This is a genomic window from Pseudomonas sp. SWRI111, from assembly GCF_014268555.1.
Taxonomy (GTDB): domain Bacteria; phylum Pseudomonadota; class Gammaproteobacteria; order Pseudomonadales; family Pseudomonadaceae; genus Aquipseudomonas; species Aquipseudomonas hamedanensis.
Window position 1 is genome coordinate 1 of sequence record NZ_JABWQQ010000014.1, and the last position, 19,329, is coordinate 19,329.

The window sequence follows — 19,329 nt, forward strand, 5'->3', positions numbered from 1 at the left end:
GGTTCAGGGTGTTGATCTCGGTGATATCCACGTTGATCGACTCGACCACCGCCGTCTGCTCCTCGGTCGCGGTCGCCACCGACTGGTTCATCCCGTCGATTTCGCCAATACGCTGGGTCACGCTGTTCAAGCGTTCGCCTGCCAGGTTGGCGATCTCGACGCTGTCCTGGCTGTGACGCTGACTGTCGCTCATGGTGCTTACCGATTCACGGGCGCCGACCTGCAGCTCCTCGATCATCGTCTGCACCTGCTGCGCCGATTCCTGCGTGCGGTGCGCCAGGTTGCGCACTTCATCGGCCACCACGGCAAAACCGCGACCGGCCTCACCGGCGCGCGCCGCTTCAATCGCCGCGTTGAGGGCGAGCAGGTTGGTCTGCTGGGAAATGCTGGTGATCACTTCAAGGATCTGGCCGATGTTCACGGTTTTGCTGTTCAGCGATTCGATGTTGCTGCTCGACGCGCTGAGCATGCTCGACAGTTGATTCATCGCTTTGATGCTGCGCTCGACGACTTGCTGGCCGTCTTCGGCCAGACCGCGGGCATCGCTGGCCTGATTCGACGCTTGCGCGGCGTTGCGGGCGATTTCCTGGGCGGCGGCACCGAGCTGATTGATCGCGGCGGCGACGCTGCTGGTACGCGAGGCTTGTTGATCGGAGTTGTACATCGACGAGTTCGACGCCGCGACCACGCGCAGGGCGACTTCGTTGACCTGCCCGGTGGCCGACGATACTTCACGGATCGATCCGTGAATGCGCTCGACAAAGCGGTTGAACGCGGTGCCAAGGATGCCGAATTCGTCCTGATTCTGGATGGTCAGGCGCTTGGTCAGGTCGCCTTCGCCGTCGGCGATGTCTTCCATGGCGCGGGTCATCACGTGCAGCGGCTGGATCAGCAGGCGGATCAGCATGCCGAGCAAGGCAATGATGATCGCCACGGCAATAAGGGTCGCGATCACCGCCGAGGTGCGGAACTCGCTGAGCATCGAGAAGGCCTGGTCTTTATCGATCGACAGGCCGATGTACCAATTCACCGACGGCAGGCCTTTGATTGGCGCGAAGGTGACGATGCGGGTCTTGCCATCGACGCTGACTTCACTGAAGTCGCTGCTGATGCGTGGAGTGTCCTTTGGATAAGCCTCTTTGAGCGACTTCATGACCAGCGCTTTGTCCGGATGCACGAGGATTTTGCCGTCGGCGCTGATCAGAAACACATAACCCATGCCATCGAAATCCCGCGCGGCCAGGGTGTCGACCAGCGATTGCAGGCTCAGGTCGCCACCCACCACGCCGACGCTCTGGCCGGCTTTTTTCGAGGCAGTGGCAATCGAGATGATCAACTGGCCGGTGGCAGCGTCGATGTAGGGTTCGGTCAGGGTCGAAGTGCTGCTGCTCTCGGCCCCTTTATACCAGGGGCGCACGCGTGGATCGAAACCGTCCGGCATCTTCACGTCCGGGCGGATGGTGAAGTGCCCGGTGGCGTCGCCCAGGTAAGTGGCCATGAACGTCGAGGTCAGGCTTTTCTGCTCCAACAGGCTGGCGACGGTGGCGGGTTCGGGATTGATGGCAATGTTTTGGGCGGCGTTCTCGATCAGCAGAATGCGCCCGCTGAGCCAGGTCTGGATATTGCCGGCAGTGACCTCGCCCATTTCGTTGAGGTAGTTATTGAGGTCATCGCGGATCGCGTTGCGCTGCAACCAGTCGTTGTACAGCGTGAACGAGGCGAAAGCGGCGATGACGATGAGAGCGGCGGCAAGCAAAATCTTATGGCTGAAGCGCAGGTTTTTGTTCATGGCTTGGGGTTCCGCTAAGGTCTTAATGTCCTGGGCGTGCTTTTATAAAGGCGCGCAATATGGGCAAAGTTGAAAAACTGATATTTCCGGCTCTCCTTAGGGAAATGTCCGACCCGAATTTCAGACGGGTCTGTCCAATTTATTTATCGGCCATGTGTCATCAAAGATTAACCATTGGGTGAGAAAATGCCTGACTCCTCGCAACTCGTTATCGGCGCTGATCCGGCCGCGCAACCGATCGCTCAGGCCATGCGCCTGGCGAATCGTCACGGACTGGTCGCCGGCGCGACCGGCACCGGTAAAACCGTCACACTGCAGCGTCTGGCCGAAGCGTTCAGCGACGCCGGTGTCGCGGTGTTCGCCGCTGACATCAAGGGTGATCTGTGCGGCCTCGGCGCCGCTGGCAACCCGCAAGGCAAGGTCGCCGAGCGCATTGCCGGCATGCCATGGCTCAATCACACGCCTCAGGCTTATCCCGTCACGCTATGGGACATCCACGGTGAGTCCGGTCATCCGTTGCGTACCACGCTGAGCGAAATGGGACCGTTGCTGATCGGCAGCCTGCTGGAGCTGACCGACAGCCAGCAGTCGGCGCTGTATGCGGCGTTCAAAGTCGCCGATCGCGAAGGGTTGTTGCTGCTCGATCTGAAAGACCTGAAAGCGCTGCTCAATCACCTCAAGGACAACCCGCAATTATTGGGCGAAGACGCGGCGCTGATGACCACCGGCTCCAGTCAGGCGCTGTTGCGTCGTCTGGCGACCCTGGAGCAGCAAGGGGCTGAAGCCTTGTTCGGCGAACCGGCGCTGCAACTTGAAGACATTCTGCAACCGACGGCCGATGGCCGTGGGCGCATCCACCTGCTCGATGCCCGGCGTCTGGTGCACGAGGCGCCGAAGGTCTATGCGACGTTCCTGTTGTGGCTGCTGGCCGAGCTGTTCGAACAGTTGCCGGAGCGCGGCGATGCTGACAAACCGCTGCTGGCGTTGTTTTTCGATGAGGCGCATTTGCTGTTTGGTGACACGCCCAAGGCCTTGCAGGAACGCCTCGAGCAAGTGGTGCGATTGATCCGCTCCAAAGGCGTGGGTGTGTATTTCGTCACCCAGTCTCCGGCGGACCTGCCGGATGATGTCCTCGCGCAACTCGGTTTGCGCGTCCAGCATGGCCTGCGCGCTTTTACGGCCAAGGAGCAGAAGTCCCTGCGCGCGGTAGCGGAGGGCTTCCGGCCCAATCCGGCCTTTGACAGCCTGTCGGTATTGACCGAACTGGGCATCGGCGAGGCGCTGGTCGGCACCTTGACAGAGAAGGGCACGCCGGAAATCGTCCAGCGCGTACTGGTCGCGCCGCCGCAATCGCGCATCGGCCCGCTGACCGAAACCGAGCGCACGGTGCTGATCGCCGGGTCGCCGTTCAAGGGGCGGTATGACAAGCCGATCGATCGCGAGTCCGCTTATGAAATTCTGATGGGCCGCAAAGGGCTGGCACCGGAGGCCGAAGCACCTGCCGCTGAGCAAGAGCCGAGTCTGGCTGACAGGGCTGGAGAATTCCTCGGCACCGCGGCAGGGCAGGCGTTGAAATCAGCGATGCGCCAGGCAGCGAATAACCTGGGCAAGCAACTGGTGCGCGGCTTGATGGGCTCCCTGCTCGGCGGCAGCAAACGCCGCTGATCTCAGGACAATCGGAGGTCAAAACTGTGGGAGCGAGCTTGCTCGCGAAGGGGGCGTGTCAGATAACCCATTCGTTGAATGACACAGCGCATTCGCGAGCAAGCTCGCTCCCACAGGGGATGGGGGATGTTTGGCTAGAGGTCAGGTCTTGGCCTTGGCATGCGCCGCCAGGCGCTCCAGCGCCGCACGCAAGCCCGGATCACTGATCCCGTCCGCCGTCGCCTGAATGGTCGCCGCCGCATCCGTCGACAGGTCCATCGTATGCCCGGCGGCACCGTGCTGGACAGTCGGCGGCTGCACCTTGAACAGAATCCGCGTCAGGCTGGCGAACTCGTCGAACATCTGCAGTTGCCGTTGCAGCCGTTTTTGCTGATAGCGCAGGCGAGTGGCCCAATGACCATCGGTGACAATCAGCAGCAGACTGCCTTCGCGCCACGAAGCTACGTGGCAATGTTCGCGTGCGGCCGGTTGTAGCTGGCTTTCGAGCAGGCGCTGCAAATGCCCCAGTCGTTGGGCATGGCCGAGAATGGCTTTGAGCGGCTTGGCTTCGCGTAGCAGAACGGCGGGTGCTCTGGCCGTGAGAGGGCGAAATGCCATGATCGAACACCTGAAGTAACAGAGGCGCCATGGTAGCAGAAAGCGACGGAACCACTCGCCCATTGCTTTTGTCCCTGCTTTGCTCATTAAATCAATGACTAACTTCTTGCCCGAGCGGGTTGAAGTTGAGCAAAACGCCCCTATTTTAAGTGAGCCCCGTCAAAGCGCAGTGCCAGCATCGTGGAACATCGCCACTTTCCTCACCACCGTTTCCGGGTAGAATGCTCGTTCGCATGCGGCCATGAGGGCTGCACGGGCGACTCACGGGGCCGCCCTCCATCCCTTTAGTGTGGAAGATCCTGCCGATATGTTTGCGCCTTTGTTAAAGAAACTTTTTGGAAGCAAGAACGAGCGTGAAGTCAAACGCATGCTCAAGACGGTGCAGCTCGTCAATGCCTTCGAAGAGCAAATGGTGGCCCTTTCGGACGATCAATTGCGCGCCAAGACCGCAGAGTTCAAGGCCCGTATCGCCAAAGGGGAAACCCTCGACAAGCTGTTGCCGGAAGCCTTCGCCGTCGCCCGCGAGGCCGGCAAGCGCGTCATGGGCATGCGCCACTTCGACGTGCAACTCGTCGGCGGCATGACCCTGCACGAAGGCAAGATTGCCGAAATGCGCACCGGTGAGGGCAAGACCCTCGTGGCTACCCTGGCTGTTTACCTCAATGCACTGTCCGGCAAGGGCGTGCACGTTGTGACCGTGAACGACTACCTGGCCCGCCGTGACGCCAACTGGATGCGCCCGCTTTATGAGTTCCTCGGCCTGACCGTCGGCGTCGTGACGCCGTTCCAGCCGCCGGAAGAGAAACGCGCCGCCTACGCCGCCGACATCACCTACGGCACCAACAACGAATTCGGTTTCGACTACCTGCGCGACAACATGGCGTTCAGCATGGATGAAAAATTCCAGCGTGAACTCAATTTTGCCGTGATCGACGAAGTCGACTCCATCCTCATCGACGAAGCGCGTACCCCGCTGATCATCTCCGGTCAGGCCGAGGACAGTTCCAAGCTGTACATGGAGATCAACAAACTGATCCCGCAATTGGAACTGCACGTCGAAGAAGTCGAAGGCGAAGTCACCAAGGCCGGTCATTACACCGTTGACGAGAAGACCCGTCAGGTCGAGCTCAACGAAGCCGGTCACCAGTTCATCGAAGACATGCTTACCCGCGTCGGCCTGCTGGCTGAAGGCGAGAGCCTGTACTCGGCACACAACCTGGGCCTGTTGACCCACGTCTATGCCGGTCTGCGTGCGCACAAACTGTTCAACCGCAACATCGAATACATTGTGCAGGACGGTCAGGTCGTACTCGTCGACGAACACACCGGTCGTACCATGCCGGGCCGTCGCCTCTCCGAGGGCCTGCACCAGGCCATCGAAGCCAAGGAAGGCCTGAACATCCAGGCCGAGAGCCAGACCCTGGCCTCGACCACCTTCCAGAACTACTTCCGTCTGTACACCAAGCTGTCCGGCATGACCGGTACCGCCGACACCGAAGCGTTCGAATTCCACCAGATCTACGGTCTGGAAGTCATGGTCATTCCGCCGAACAAGCCGTTGGCGCGTAAAGACTACAACGACCTGGTCTTCCTCACCGCCGAAGAGAAATACGCGGCGATCGTGGCCGACATCAAGGAAAGCATGGCGGCCGGGCGTCCGGTGCTGGTCGGTACAGCGACCATCGAGACGTCCGAGCACATGTCGGCACTGCTTGTGAAAGAAGGCATCGAACACAAGGTTCTGAACGCCAAGTTCCACGAAAAGGAAGCCGAGATCATCGCCCAGGCCGGTCGTCCGGGGGCACTGACCATCGCCACCAACATGGCCGGTCGTGGTACCGACATCCTGTTGGGCGGCAACTGGGAAGTGGAAGTCGCTTCGCTGGAAAACCCGACACCTGAGCAGATCGCCCAGATCAAGGCCGACTGGCAGAAGCGTCACCAGCAAGTGCTGGAAGCCGGTGGCTTGCAGGTGATCGCGTCCGAGCGTCACGAATCGCGCCGTATCGACAACCAGCTGCGTGGCCGTGCCGGCCGTCAGGGTGACGCCGGTTCGAGCCGCTTCTACCTGTCGCTGGAAGACAGCCTGATGCGCATCTTCGCCTCCGACCGGGTGAAGAACTTCATGAAAGCCCTGGGCATGCAGCCGGGCGAAGCGATCGAACACCGCATGGTGACCAACGCGATCGAGAAGGCGCAGCGCAAGGTGGAAGGCCGCAACTTCGACATTCGCAAGCAACTGCTCGAGTTCGACGACGTCAACAACGAACAGCGTAAAGTGATCTATCACATGCGTAACACGTTGCTGGCCGCCGACAACATCGGCGAAACCATCGCCGATTTCCGTCAGGACGTGCTCAACGCCACCGTCAGCGCGCACATTCCGCCGCAATCGCTGCCAGAGCAGTGGGACGTGGCCGGTCTGGAAGCGTCGATCGAAAGCGATTTCGGCGTGAAACTGCCGATCCAGCAATGGCTTGACGAAGACGATCACCTGTACGAAGAAACCCTGCGCGAGAAGCTCATGACCGAGCTGATGGCGGCGTACAACGAGAAAGAAGATCAGGCCGGTGCCGAGGCGCTGCGCTCGTTCGAGAAGCAGATCGTCCTGCGCGTACTGGACGACCTGTGGAAAGACCACCTGTCGACCATGGACCACCTGCGTCACGGCATCCACCTGCGTGGCTACGCGCAGAAGAACCCGAAGCAGGAATACAAGCGCGAGTCGTTCACGCTGTTCTCCGAGCTGCTGGATTCGATCAAGCGCGACTCGATCCGTGTGCTGTCGCACGTTCAGGTGCGCCGTGAAGATCCGGAAGCCGAAGAGCAACGCCTGCGTCAGGAAGCCGAAGCACTGGCCGCGCGCATGCAGTTCGAACACGCCGAAGCGCCAGGGCTTGATCAGCCGGAAGCACTGGGTGAAGAGGTCGATGTGGCCCTCGCCGCCGCTGCCCCGGTTCGTAACGAGCAGAAGCTGGGCCGCAATGAACTGTGCTTCTGCGGTTCGGGCAAGAAATACAAGCATTGCCACGGGCAGATTCAGTAAACCCGTTTCAATCGCTGAACACCCGCGCCGCGACCGGCTTCTGCCGTCGCGGCGTTTTGCCATTTACACCACCGTCCTTTCCCGTGGCGGTGCTGACATCATTGAGTAAGGAGCGCATTCATGGCTGTTGGTCTTGGTCCTTTGCCAACGTTGCACCCGGTTGCCGGTTTTGAACTCGGTATCGCCTCGGCCGGCATCAAGCGCCCGGGGCGCAAAGATGTCGTCGTGATGCGTTGTGCCGAAGGCTCGACCGTGGCGGGCGTGTTCACGTTGAACGCCTTTTGTGCCGCACCGGTGATTTTGGCGAAAAAGCGCGTGCGAAACGCCGTGCGCTACCTGCTGACCAACACCGGCAACGCCAATGCCGGCACCGGCGAGCCGGGCCTGGCCGCGGCCGAGCGCACTTGCGCGAAACTGGCCGAACTGACCGGCGTCGACGCCAGCCAGATCCTGCCGTACTCCACGGGTGTCATCGGCGAGCCGCTGCCGGTCGAGAAGATCGAAGGCGCGCTGCAAGCGGCGCTGGACGATCTGTCGGAAAACAACTGGGAAGCTGCCGCCACCGGCATCATGACCACCGACACCCTGCCCAAGGGTGCCAGTCGCCAGTTTCAGCATGATGGCGTGACCCTCACCGTCACCGGCATCAGCAAAGGCGCGGGCATGATCCGCCCGAACATGGCGACCATGCTCGGCTACATCGCCACTGACGCCAAAGTCTCGCGCGATGTGCTGCACAACCTGATGCTCGACGGCGCGAACAAGTCGTTCAACCGCATCACCATTGACGGCGATACTTCGACCAACGATTGCTGCATGTTGATCGCCACCGGCAAAGCCGCGCTGCCGGAAATCACCCGCGCTGAAGGCGAGCTGTTCGGCAAGCTGAAACAAGCGGTGTTCGAAGTGTGCATGGACGTGGCCCAGGCCATCGTGCGTGACGGCGAAGGTGCGACCAAGTTCGTCACCGTGCAAGTGAACGGCGGCGGCAATCACCAGGAATGCCTGGACGTCGGTTACACCGTGGCGCACTCGCCGCTGATCAAGACGGCGCTGTTCGCCTCCGACCCAAACTGGGGCCGTATCCTCGCCGCTGTCGGCCGTGCCGGTGTGCCGGATCTGGACGTGAGCAAGATCGACGTGTTCCTCGGCGAGGTGTGCATCGCCAGCCGTGGCGCCCGCGCCGCGACCTACACTGAAGCCCAGGGCTCGGCGGTGATGCAGCAGGAAGAAATCACCATCCGCATCGAACTGGGGCGCGGCGATTGCAGCGAAACCATCTGGACCACCGACCTGTCGCATGAATACGTGAAGATCAACGCTGAATACCGCACCTGATCTAACCTGGGACCGAGTTGCCTTCTGGCGATGGCGGAGTTTCAGGCAACATCAATGTTGAATGGGCCGGCCTCTTCGCGAGCAAGCCCGCTCCCACATTGATAGGGGCGTTCACAAACTTTGTGTACACCCCTAAAACCTGTGGGAGCGAGCCTGCTCGCGAAAGCGGCGGTCCGGACACAACACATTCAGAAACATTCCTCTGACGAAAAGGCGCCACACCATGTCCCTGCACCTGATCATCGGCGACAAACTCCTTTCCTCCTGGTCCCTGCGCGCGGCTCTGGCGCTGGAGTTGACCGGTGCACCGTACACGGAAGAAGTGATCAAGCTCGGCAAGCCCGACACCCGCGAGCGCCTGCTCGAGCATTCGCCGACCGGCAAGGTGCCGCTGCTGAAAACCACTCGCGGCGTCATTGCCGACTCGCTGGCCATTGCTGAATACCTGGCCGAGCAGTTTCCGTCCGAGTCGCTCTGGCCGAGCGACATCTTCGCCCGCGCGCAAGCACGCTCGGCCTGCGCACAGATGCACAGCGGCTTCTTCGCCCTGCGCAACCATATGCCGTTCCATCTTGGCCACGATGCTGCGCTGAGTCCGATGCCGCCGGAAGTAAAGGTCGACATCGAGCGCATGCTCGCACTGTGGGCCGAATGCCGTGCAGCGGCGACGGAGGAGGGGCCGTACCTGTTCGGCCGCTTGAGTCTGGCCGATGCCTTCTTCGCGCCGATCGCCGTACGCCTGCGCACCTATCAGGTGAAGCTGCCGACCATCGACGAAGCTTATGTCGAAACCCTTTACCAGTGGCCCGCGTTCAAGGCATGGCAAAAGGCAGGACTGGAGGAATTGAACCGGTGAAACGTGTCCACGTCGCCGCTGCCGTCATTCGTGACGACAGTGGCAAAATCCTCATTGCCCGCCGCGCCGACACCCAGCACCAGGGTGGTCTGTGGGAGTTCCCCGGTGGCAAGGTCGAGGCCGATGAATCGGTTGAATCGGCACTGGCTCGCGAGCTGCACGAAGAGCTGGGGATCGTCGTCGGCGCAGCCCGCCCGCTGATCAAGGTTCGTCACGATTACCCGGACAAACAGGTCTTGCTCGATGTCTGGGAAGTCTCGGCGTTCAGCGGCGAACCCCACGGCGCGGAAGGCCAGCCACTCGCGTGGGTCACCGCGCGAGAGCTGGTCAACTATGAGTTTCCGGCGGCCAATCAGCCGATCGTTGCGGCAGCGCGTCTGCCTGCCGACTACCTGATTACTCCCGGCGATCTGGAAACGCCGGCCCTGCTGCGCGGCATCCAGAAGGCGATTGCCGGCGGAATCAAACTGATCCAGCTCCGCGCACCGAACGGCTACGATCCGAAATACCGCGATCTGGCGGTCGATGCGGTCGGCCTGTGTGCCGGCAAGGCACAGTTGATGATCAAGGGGCCGTTCGAATGGCTCGGCGATTTCCCCTCGGCCGGCTGGCACATCACCGCTGCACAACTGCGTAAATACGCGGCGGCGGGGCGTCCATTGCCGGCTGAGCGCTGGCTGGCGGCGTCCTGCCATAACGCTGAAGAACTGGCGCTGGCCGAGCAAATGGGCGTGGACTTCGTCACCCTGTCGCCGGTGCAGCCGACCCTGACGCACCCGGATGCACAGCCGCTGGGTTGGGAGCAGGCGGGGGCGCTGATCGAAGGATTCAGCAAACCGGTGTTTCTGCTCGGCGGAGTAGGACCGGCGGAGCGGGAACAGGCCTGGAGCGTTGGGGCTCAGGGTGTGGCGGGGATTCGGGCGTTCTGGCCTGATCCTCTGTAAAAACTGATGGCCCTATCGCGAGCAGGCTCACTCCTACAGTGATCGCGTTCCTTCAGTTGGAATACGGTCGAATGTAGGAGTGAGCCTGCTCGCGATAGCCTATCTTCAAACGCTACGAATCTTAAGGCTTGGCCGCCGGCTGCCACAAAATCTCCGCCACCCCCTGCCGCCGCGCAATCACCCGCGCCGCGACAAACAGCAAATCCGACAGCCGATTGATATACGCCAGCCCAACCCCGGCGAACGGTTCAATCGCATTCAAGTGCTGACAGCGTCGCTCGGCGCTTCTCGCCAGGCTGCGACACACATGGGCCTGGGCAATCAGCGTTGAACCGCCCGGCAAAATGAAATTCTCCAGCGGCCCCAATTCTTCATTCCACTCATCGATCGCTGCTTCCAGCCGTTCGATTTCGGCCTCGGTCAGCGCCTGATACGCCGGCATCGCCAGCTCGCCGCCCAGATCGAACAAGCGGTGCTGACACGGCGCCAACACTTCGATCACTTCATTGAGCCCGGGATACGCCTCACGTTCGCCGAGCAACCCGGCCAACAGTACGCCGACCTGACTGTTCAGCGTATCGACCTCGCCAATCGCCTCGATACGCGGGTGATCCTTGGGCACGCGGCGGCCATCGCCCAGGCCGGTTTCGCCTTTGTCGCCGGTGCGGGTGTAAATCTTCGACAAGCGAAAGCCCATGGGTTACCTCGGTAGTTGATTGGTTTCGGCGGTGACGGGCGTTGGCTGCGTCAGCGGCAGGCGCAGGGTGAAGCAGGTGCCCTGGCCGGGCGCTGACTGCACTTCCATCTGCCCTTTGTGGTTGTTGGTAATGATGAAGTACGACACCGACAAACCCAGCCCGGTGCCCTGGCCGATTTCCTTGGTGGTGAAGAACGGTTCGAAGGTGCGCTTGCGCACGTTTTCGCTCATGCCGATGCCGTTGTCTTCGACCTGAATCTCGGCCCACGGCGGATTGAGTCGGGTGCGCAGAATGATGCGCCCCGGCTCGCTGTCGTCTTCGCGTTGGTGAATGGCCTGCGCAGCGTTTTTCAGCAGGTTGAGCAACACTTGCTCCAGTTCGTTGGCGGTGCCGGGCACCGGGCCGAGGGCCGGGTCGAACTGGCGAATGATCGCCTGACCCTTGAAGTCGAAACCGATCGCCAGGTCGAAGTCATTGCCGGCAATCTCCACGGCTTGATCGATCAGCGCCGGCAGATCGCACGGGGCCATTTGCCGGGTACTGCGGCGGCTGAAGCTGAGCATGTGCGTAACGATTTTCGCCGCCCGCGCCCCGGCCTGCTGAATGCCGTCAAGCAGTTGCGGCACTTCGCGGCCTTGCAGGTAACGGTTGACGGCGTCCAGTTCAATGCCCAGTTGCTCGGCGGTTTCGAGGTTCTTCGGCAGCTCCGCCGACAGTCGTCGGCGAATGTTCTGCACGTTGTGCAGAATCGCGCCCAGCGGGTTGTTGATTTCGTGGGCCATGCCGGCGGCAAGACCGCCGACCGAGAGCATTTTTTCCGACTGCACCATCATTTCTTCCAGCGACAAGCGCTGGGTGATGTCATCGATACGGATGACCACCCCACGCCCGGCACCGCCCATCAACGGATAAAACGTCAGCGCGTAATGCCGCGGTTCGTCACCCTTGAGCCAGGTGACCCGCTCGACTTTCGCCACGGTGTGCTGCTCGACCGTTTCCTTGAGCTGCGGCAGAAACGGTTTCAGCGGTTCGAAGGCGAGGAAGATCGGCTGGTTCAGCGCTTCGTCCAGGCGCGTGCCGGAAAGCGCACTGGCTTCCTGATTCCACTGGGTAACATAGAGCTGCTCGTCGAGGGCGATCAGCGCCGAAGGCATCGAGTCAATGATGCTGTTGAGGTAGTTCTGGAAACCGGTGAGTTTTTTCTCGATCTTGCTGCGCACCTGGACTTCCAGCTCCAGCTTGCGGTTGGTGTGCCGGGTTTCCTCGGCCAGGCCCTGAGCCTGATCGTAGGCGGCTTGCGAGTCGTCGCGGGCGCGCTTGAGCTGCTGCTCGCGGGCCTCGATGCGCGACAGCATGGTATTGAAGGCCTCGGCGAGGCTGCCGATTTCGTCGTGGTTGCCACGGGCGGCGCGCAGGGCGTAGTTCTCTTCTCGGGTGACCTGGCGTGACAGTTCTTCGAGCTGATGAATCGGGCGGGTGATCAGGCGTTTGATCTGCCGGGCAATCACCAGCCACAGCAACACACTGAAAATCAGAATGCCGAGGCTGGCCGTCAGGGTGCCGGTGTAGAACGCCATCGGCAACTCGCTGCTCGCCACCAGCAGCAGGTGCCCAGGCTCGGTGCCGGGGCGGGGCAGGGTGATCAGCTGATTGCTGCGAAACTCGGTCAGTTGCCAGGCTTCGACATGCCGGTAGTGCGCTGGCAGGCTGAGTTTTTCGCCATGCTGCACCTGAGCGAGGCGTTCGCCCTTGCCGTCATACAAGGCGGCAGCGCGCAGGGGCGAATAGCTGTCGAGTTCCTTGAGCAGTCGCTCGGCGTTGCGCGGCGATTGCAGGGCGTCGCTGACCAGGCTTGGATTGGCGATCAGCCGGCCGATGGTCTGCAAGGCCTGGGGCGCCATGCTTTCCTGGGAAATGTAATAGGCGGCGCTGATAAAAGTCAGGTTGGCAACCAGCAGAACGGTGGTCAACAGCACCAGCAGGGCAGCCAGCAATTTCTGGCCGACCGGCAGGTTTTCAAGGCGCTGGCGCAATGGCATCTGGTTTATCGCAACAAAGGAACAAGTCGCCAGCGTAGCCGCTGCTCAGTCGCTGGGCAATCCACGGCTGCGCAGATGACTGATCAGGCGCTGCTGCAATTGGCTGAGGTGCGGCAGGTTCATCTGATGACGCGCGGCGACTGTGCAGGCGTGCCCCAACAGATAGCTGATTTCGGTGCGACGGCGGTTGGCAACGTCCTGGTACATCGAGGAGTAATTGGCCGCCGTCGCATGGATCACCCGTTCAACTTCCTGTTGCAGATTGTCGGCTGCCGCCGGCTGGCCGCAGCGTTCGAGCAACTCGGCAAGCTCACCGCACAGCGTGGCGACTTCGCACTGGTGCTGTTGCAGCTCGCCGTTGCGGCAGTCGTGCAGGACGGTCAGTGGATTGATTGCACAATTGAGCGCCAGTTTGCGCCACAACCGCGTGAGAATATCGGTGCTCCATTCGTGGGGGATCTTCGCCGCGTCAAGGTCGTCCAGCCAGACCGGCGCGACGGGATGCCCGGCATCGCCCAGCCAGGTGAAGCCATGGCCGGCGAATACCACACGCCAGTCGCCATCGCGAAACGCGCCTTCGGTACTCGAGGCGCTGATGCAGCGCGCCAAGGGAACTCGTGCAGCCACGGCGTCCTGGCTGCCGAGGCCATTCTGCAACAGGATCAGTTCGGCATCGGGTGCCAGGCGCGGCACGAGCCGGGCAACGGCGTCTTCAGCGTCGTAGGCCTTGCATGCGACCAGCAGGCGGCGAATCGGTGCGGGGTGGTCCACGGTTTCGCCGGGAACTGCATAGGTGTTGGCTTGTCCGTTTTCTACCAGGGTCAGTCCGCCTGCGGCTTCATAGCTGCGCAGGCGCATCGGGTCACGCAGGATCAGCCTTACCGGCAATCCCGCACGGGCCAGTCGTGTCGCCCAAAGTGTGCCGAGGCTGCCGGCGCCGAGAACATGCCAGGGGGTCGACATCAGTTTTTTGCTCGATTGCGTACAGGCATGTGCGGCTCGCCGTATGGGTAGGAAAAGTCCCGTTATAATGAGCCCGATTTTAACCGCAAGCCAAGCGCGCTCCGCCCCATCGAGCGCGCCTTTTTATTGGAGAGATTACATGCCGTCGTTCGACGTGGTATCCGAACTGGACAAACACGAACTCACCAACGCGGTCGAGAACGCCGTGAAGGAACTCGATCGTCGTTATGACCTGAAAGGCAAGGGCAGCTTCGAGTTCAAGGAAAAGGACCTGACCGTCAGCCTGACCGCCGAAGCCGGCTTCCAGCTCGAAGCGATGATCGAAATCCTCAAGCTGGCGCTGGTCAAGCGCAAGATCGACGTGCAGTGCCTTGAGGTCAAGGACGCTTACGCTTCCGGCAAACTGATGAAGCAGGACGCCATCCTCAAGGAAGGCATCGACAAAGAGCTGGCGAAGAAGATTGTCGGCCACATCAAAGATGCCAAGCTCAAGGTCCAGGCCGCCATTCAGGGCGAGCAGGTCCGGGTGACCGGCAAGAAGCGTGACGATTTGCAGGAAGCCATCGCGGCCCTGCGTGCCAAGGAATTCGGCATGCCGCTGCAGTTCAACAATTTCCGCGACTAAGCTTGGTTTGTGACTGTGTGGGAGCGACGGTCCGACGCCTCGGCTTGCTCGCGAATGCAATGTGTCAGTCAATTCTTGTTGAATGACACAGCGTTTTCGCGAGCAGGCTTGCTCCCATATTATTTTGTGTATCCCCCGGGAAGGGGAAAATCAGGAGATGGAACATGGACTTGAATGCTGAAGTGGACAACCTGGTCAAGGCATCCCAGGCGTGGATCCCGATGATCATGGAATACGGCAGCCGCGTGCTGCTGGCGGTGATTACCCTGGCCATCGGCTGGTGGCTGATCAACAAGGTCACGCAAAAACTCGGCGGCCTGCTGGCCCTGCGCAATGCCGACCTGGCGCTGCAAGGCTTTATCAGCAGCCTGGCGAACATCATTCTCAAGGTGCTGCTGATTGTCAGCGTCGCCTCGATGATCGGCGTGGAAACCACCTCGTTCGTTGCCGCCATCGGTGCTGCGGGTCTCGCCATTGGTCTGGCGTTGCAAGGTAGCCTGGCGAATTTCGCCGGCGGCGTGCTGATTCTGTTGTTCCGTCCGTTCCGTATCGGTGACTGGATTGAAGCACAGGGCGTGGCGGGCACCGTCGACAGCATTCAGATCTTCCACACGGTGCTGCGTACCGGCGACAACAAGACCATCATCCTGCCTAACGGCAATCTGTCGAACGGGATTATCACCAATACCAACCGTCAGCCGACCCGCAAGGTTGTGTTCGATGTCGGTGTCGATTACGAGGCGGATCTGCAGAAGGCCCGGCAGGTGCTGCTGGACCTGGCCAAAGACGAGCGCGTGCTGCAGGACCCTGAGCCACAAGCGGTGATTTCGACACTGGGCGACAGTTCGATCACGGTTTCCCTGCGTGTGTGGGTTAAAACTGCCGATTACTGGGATGTGATGTTCATGTTCAATGAACTATCGCGCGATCGTTTGAAGGCTGCAGGAATTGATATTCCTTTTCCGCAGCGCGTTATTCGTGTAATGCAGGAACCGGTAACTAAATGATAGGTTGCTAATTAACTGCCTGACCTGGCAGTCAATGCAGGTGAACGCAGCAACAATAAAAAAAGGCCCATCCTGAGATGGGCCTTTTTATTTGTCATCGCAAACTAACTGGATGCGATTACAACAGCGACAGCGGGTAGTCGACGATCAGACGGAACTCTTTGATGTCGCCTTCGCCCTGGTCAGCGTTAGCCTGGTGCCATGCTTGACGAATGCGGAAGGAGAGATCTTTTGCTGGGCCAGACTGAACAACGTACTTGGCTTCCAGGTTGGTTTCGTTGTGCTTGCCATCTTCGCCATACAGGCCAGCGTAGGCGCTGCCCGAAGGGGTGTGGGTGCCGTCGATGTCCCAACCTTTCACGTAACGGGTCATGAAGCTCAGACCTGGAACGCCGTACTCGGCCATCTTGATGTCGTAACGGATCTGAGCGGATTTCTCGTTCGGACCGTTGAAGTCAGAGTACTGGATCGAGTTGGCGAGGAAAATCGAGTCGCCACCACGGTTGTTCTTGCCGACGCCGATGTAGTCGAACGGGGTGTCACCGTTGACCTTCTGGAAGCCCAGGGTAATGGTGTGCGCTTTCAGGAACGAAAGAGCGGTCGCCAGGGAGAACGTGGTGTTGCTGATATCGCCGGCTTTCGCATCACCGGTGTCAGTGGTGCGGTAGATGTTGAAGTCGGTGTTCAACGAAGTGTCACCACTGAAAGGCGTGGTGAGGTTGACGTTGGCGTAGTACTGGTTCCAGATGTCTTCGAGCTTGGCACCGTAGAGCGAGGCGCTCAGGTTTTCGGTGATGCCGTATTTGCCGCCGAAGTAGTCGATGGTGTTGGCTTCAACGCCAGCGTAGTTGGCGTACAGGCCACCTTCGCGGGAGTTACGATCCTGGCTGGTACCGGAGTAGAAGTGACCGGCTTCCAGATCAAGATCCTTGATCTCGCTGCTCTGCAGCTGGAAGCCGCTGGCAGTTTGCGGAAGGATGCGGGAGCCACCGACAGCGAACACAGGAGAGGTGCTCGGCTGCATGTCACCGACTTTCAGCTCGGTTTTCGATACGCGGAACTTGACGGCAGCGCCGGCTTTGCCCTGGCTGTCGTTGACTTCGCCATCGGCGTCGCGGCTCATGTTGCCGGTGCCGCCGGTGCCATCGCCACCGTCGAGTTTGATTGCCAGGTAGCCGAAGGCGTCAATGCCCACGCCTACGGTGCCTTGGGTGTAACCAGAGCTGAAGTTACCCCAGATACCCTGGGTCCAGTCTTTCTGGTCGTTGCCGCCATTCTTGTTATCACGGTTGAAGTAATAGTTGCGGATCAACAGATCGGCTTTGGCGTCTTCAACGAAGCCTTTGGCTTCAGACTGATCACTTACAAACGGGGCGGCCGTAGCCAACTGAGAACTGGCGGCTGCTGCAACTGCCAGTGCGATCATGCTCCACTTCATCACGCGCATCGTGATTTGCTCCTTTGGTTTTTAGAAGAGTACTGCCGTCCCACCTGTTTTATTATCTGGGCGGCTCTTTCTTTTTGTGTCGGCGCAAACTTATATCACGCCGACAATGTTGGCGATACTTGCGAAACCAACCTTTCAGCTTCTTTACGCGGTTGTCGCAAAGGAAGCGGTGGATGTCGCAAATTCACAGTACCGATGCAGCCGGACTGACAACTTTATCGCTGTTTCTTGGCCTTTTTGCATCGGTAAAAAAGAGTCCCTGGCAAAACACTTGAATCTCCATCGGGCAACCCTGCCACTGTTCTTATGGGACCTGGGCGACCGCTTCCAGCAGTGCGCTTATAGTCCATACGGTTATGAATGCAACAAGCGTGCACAAACCGCAAAACCGCTGCGGTTATTTTTCTGCGTTGCGCCCGCATATGTGAAAACCTTGTGAAAACGGGGCCTCTGGCCTGTTTTTGTCGCGGGCTTGACGGCGTTCCCGCAATGGTGTTGCAGCGCACCAAAGGCGCGCATGACAACCCAAAACGTTACCGGTTCACCCCGCAGTGAGTATTTGGCGGATGCCCGACCCAGTGAGCGTAGACGTGATGTGCGGTTTTGGTGCAAAAAAATCACAGCTGACTCTGAGTTAATCTGGCGGAGAAGGATCCAGGGTGGCGCGCCTCAAGGATTTCCGTCCTGTTTCTCAAGTCGAAACTTAAGGTAAGGCTCGTGTTGGTGCGCTGCTGAGATAAATGTTTCATGTCGGGGCATCGGCGATTTGAGGGTGCGGTTGAGGTGAAGGTCGCTGCGTTCGCAGGTATGCTGCCGTTCAGTCGCTTGGTGCGCCGCTTCTTGGGAGCGACCGCTAAGCTGAGTAAAAGGATCAGCCGGGAGTACACACTGTGTTTGCTTTAGATTCACGACTTCAACAGGACACGCTGGTCATCGGCGATTTCCCGCTCTGCCGGCTGTTGTTGTCCAACGACTCGAACTACCCGTGGTTCATCCTGGTGCCTCGTCGCGACGATATCAGTGAGTTGTTTCAATTGGATGTCGCTGACCAGCAGCAGCTTTGGCAGGAGACCACCGCGCTGGCCGAACTGCTGAAGGATTCGTTCGACGCCGACAAACTGAACGTCGCGACGTTGGGCAACGTTGTCAGTCAGTTACATATGCATGTCATCGTGCGCAAGCGGGACGATGCCGCTTGGCCGGCGCCGGTCTGGGGCAGGCATGCGGCCAAACCGTACAGCGCAGAACAGGTAGCGGCCATTCGCGAACGCCTGCGTCTGGTGCTGACCGAAGAATTCACTTTTGTGGAGGGCTGAGTCATGAGCCTGGAACAACGCGTTACCGATCTGGAAAGCCGCATGGCCTTTCAGGACGACACCATTCAGGCATTGAACGATGTGCTGGTGGCCCAGCAGCGAGTGGTTGAGCGTCTGCAGTTGCAGATGCAAGCGCTGCTCAAGCGTCAGGAGGAAATGGTCGGGCAGTTCGGTGATTTTGAAGAAGACGCGCCGCCGCCGCATTATTGATCCATTCGACAGGCATGAAAAAACCGCGAACAGCCAGGCTGCTCGCGGTTTTTTTTGCCTTGGATCAGCGGCGCGGCAAGGCGGCGATGACGTCCTCGGCTTGCAGGCCTTTGTCGCGGTTCATCACCGAGAACTCGACGCGCTGGCCTTCAACCAGAACGCGGTGGCCTTCGCCACGGATGGCGCGAAAGTGCACGAAAATATCATCACCGGAATCCCGGGAGATAAACCCGAAACCCTTCGAGGTGTTGAACCACTTCACGGTGCCGGTATCGCGGTTGCTCATGTCGTAATGGGTCGGCGCAGCCGCCGGCGACGACTTGTAGAAGCTGACGGCCAGGTGCAGCACCACGGCAACCACGGCGATCAACAGGCTGAACAACACCGCAGGCTGGCCGGCAATGACGGGCATCGGCGCGATCAGGGTCAGGGTTTGCAGGACGACGGTCAGTACCAGCAGCGCGCTGACCAGGTTTTGCAGATGCTGGCGCGGGCCTTTGTTCCAGTAAGGAATCACTGGGGCAATGACCAGGTTCAGCAGGCCGAAAAAGGCCAGGTAAAGTGCATCGGGTTGTTGCAGGTAAGGAACGGCTTCGGATTTCAGGCTGGGTATGAACGACAGCAGCAAGGCTGCTGCGCCCATTAGCAGGTGGACGATTTTCAACATTTTGATTGGCTCACGTTATGACGGCTCACAAGGAAGAGCTGAAGGCGCACGGTTCGCTTCGGAACAAAATAAGAGGCGGTGGACACGTTCACGGCATCAGCCTATGCGCAACACCCCGGAAA

16 protein-coding genes and 1 pseudogene are annotated in these 19,329 nt (G+C 60.0%); 10 read left to right on the top strand and 7 right to left on the bottom strand.

Annotated features, from left to right (window positions below):
- Positions 1-1,789, bottom strand: a 1,789-nt coding sequence (locus tag HU755_RS16780; protein ID WP_186634631.1) for a methyl-accepting chemotaxis protein, incomplete at its 3' end; no start/stop codon positions are given.
- Between the two features lie 186 nt (positions 1,790-1,975).
- On the opposite strand from HU755_RS16780, the gene HU755_RS16785 reads away from it, so the two are divergent.
- Positions 1,976-3,454, top strand: a complete 1,479-nt coding sequence (locus tag HU755_RS16785) for a helicase HerA-like domain-containing protein (RefSeq protein WP_186550522.1) — start codon at positions 1,976-1,978, stop codon at positions 3,452-3,454.
- A pseudogene (locus HU755_RS27500) lies at positions 3,451-3,570 on the top strand (metal ABC transporter ATP-binding protein); the annotation flags it as partial. The gene HU755_RS16785 and the pseudogene HU755_RS27500, both read left to right, overlap by 4 nt.
- Before the next feature lie 25 nt (positions 3,571-3,595).
- Here the strand turns inward: HU755_RS27500 and HU755_RS16790 are convergent.
- Complete coding sequence (locus HU755_RS16790) at positions 3,596-4,051, bottom strand: DUF721 domain-containing protein (RefSeq protein WP_186550524.1); 456 nt, start codon at positions 4,049-4,051, stop codon at positions 3,596-3,598.
- Positions 4,052-4,358: 307 nt separating this feature from the next.
- On the opposite strand from HU755_RS16790, the gene secA reads away from it, so the two are divergent.
- The 4 genes from secA to HU755_RS16810 all read left to right on the top strand — a co-directional run bounded on the left by secA (position 4,359) and on the right by HU755_RS16810 (position 10,235).
- Positions 4,359-7,097 carry a preprotein translocase subunit SecA gene (secA, locus tag HU755_RS16795; RefSeq protein WP_186634634.1) on the top strand — a complete coding sequence of 913 codons (2,739 nt, stop codon included), beginning with the start codon at positions 4,359-4,361 and terminating at the stop codon, positions 7,095-7,097.
- A 120-nt stretch (positions 7,098-7,217) separates the two neighbouring features.
- Positions 7,218-8,435, top strand: coding sequence for a bifunctional glutamate N-acetyltransferase/amino-acid acetyltransferase ArgJ (gene argJ, locus HU755_RS16800; protein WP_186634637.1), 1,218 nt, complete (start codon positions 7,218-7,220; stop codon positions 8,433-8,435).
- A 223-nt stretch (positions 8,436-8,658) separates the two neighbouring features.
- Entirely contained in the window at positions 8,659-9,291 is a 633-nt protein-coding gene (locus HU755_RS16805; protein ID WP_186634639.1) for a glutathione S-transferase family protein, read from the top strand.
- Positions 9,288-10,235 carry a Nudix family hydrolase gene (locus HU755_RS16810; RefSeq protein WP_186634641.1) on the top strand — a complete coding sequence of 316 codons (948 nt, stop codon included), beginning with the start codon at positions 9,288-9,290 and terminating at the stop codon, positions 10,233-10,235. The genes HU755_RS16805 and HU755_RS16810 overlap by 4 nt, the downstream gene beginning before the upstream one ends.
- A gap of 121 nt (positions 10,236-10,356) precedes the next feature.
- Here the strand turns inward: HU755_RS16810 and HU755_RS16815 are convergent, their stop codons facing one another.
- From HU755_RS16815 to HU755_RS16825, 3 genes are read right to left on the bottom strand one after another with little or no spacing between them, the layout of a single operon-like run.
- The gene (locus tag HU755_RS16815; RefSeq protein WP_186634644.1) at positions 10,357-10,932 is read right to left on the bottom strand and encodes a cob(I)yrinic acid a,c-diamide adenosyltransferase; all 576 of its coding nucleotides are present in this window, start codon (positions 10,930-10,932) and stop codon (positions 10,357-10,359) included.
- Positions 10,933-10,935: 3 nt separating this feature from the next.
- Positions 10,936-12,972, bottom strand: a complete 2,037-nt coding sequence (locus HU755_RS16820; RefSeq protein ID WP_186550536.1) for an ATP-binding protein — start codon at positions 12,970-12,972, stop codon at positions 10,936-10,938.
- A 45-nt stretch (positions 12,973-13,017) separates the two neighbouring features.
- On the bottom strand, positions 13,018-13,935 hold the full coding sequence (locus HU755_RS16825; RefSeq protein ID WP_186634646.1) for a putative 2-dehydropantoate 2-reductase: 918 nt from the start codon (positions 13,933-13,935) through the stop codon (positions 13,018-13,020).
- A gap of 139 nt (positions 13,936-14,074) precedes the next feature.
- Here HU755_RS16825 and HU755_RS16830 point away from each other — a divergent pair, with 139 nt between their 5' ends.
- Positions 14,075-14,560, top strand: a complete 486-nt coding sequence (locus HU755_RS16830) for a YajQ family cyclic di-GMP-binding protein (protein ID WP_008080210.1) — start codon at positions 14,075-14,077, stop codon at positions 14,558-14,560.
- Between the two features lie 164 nt (positions 14,561-14,724).
- Positions 14,725-15,567 carry a mechanosensitive ion channel family protein gene (locus HU755_RS16835; RefSeq protein WP_186621555.1) on the top strand — a complete coding sequence of 281 codons (843 nt, stop codon included), beginning with the start codon at positions 14,725-14,727 and terminating at the stop codon, positions 15,565-15,567.
- Between the two features lie 118 nt (positions 15,568-15,685).
- Here HU755_RS16835 and HU755_RS16840 read toward each other — a convergent pair whose 3' ends face one another.
- Positions 15,686-17,014 (bottom strand): OprD family porin, encoded by a 1,329-nt coding sequence (locus tag HU755_RS16840; protein ID WP_186550544.1) that lies wholly within the window; start codon positions 17,012-17,014, stop codon positions 15,686-15,688.
- Positions 17,015-17,904: 890 nt separating this feature from the next.
- Here HU755_RS16840 and HU755_RS16845 point away from each other — a divergent pair.
- Together HU755_RS16845 and HU755_RS16850 are read left to right on the top strand one after the other, a co-directional pair.
- On the top strand, positions 17,905-18,330 hold the full coding sequence (locus HU755_RS16845; protein WP_186550546.1) for an HIT domain-containing protein: 426 nt from the start codon (positions 17,905-17,907) through the stop codon (positions 18,328-18,330).
- A gap of 3 nt (positions 18,331-18,333) precedes the next feature.
- A complete protein-coding gene (locus HU755_RS16850; protein WP_186634648.1) occupies positions 18,334-18,540 on the top strand; it encodes a SlyX family protein in 207 nt (68 codons plus the stop codon).
- 64 nt (positions 18,541-18,604) lie between these two features.
- Here the strand turns inward: HU755_RS16850 and HU755_RS27695 are convergent, their stop codons facing one another.
- Positions 18,605-19,207, bottom strand: coding sequence for a cold-shock protein (locus tag HU755_RS27695; RefSeq protein WP_186550550.1), 603 nt, complete (start codon positions 19,205-19,207; stop codon positions 18,605-18,607).
- Positions 19,208-19,329 lie beyond the last annotated feature (122 nt).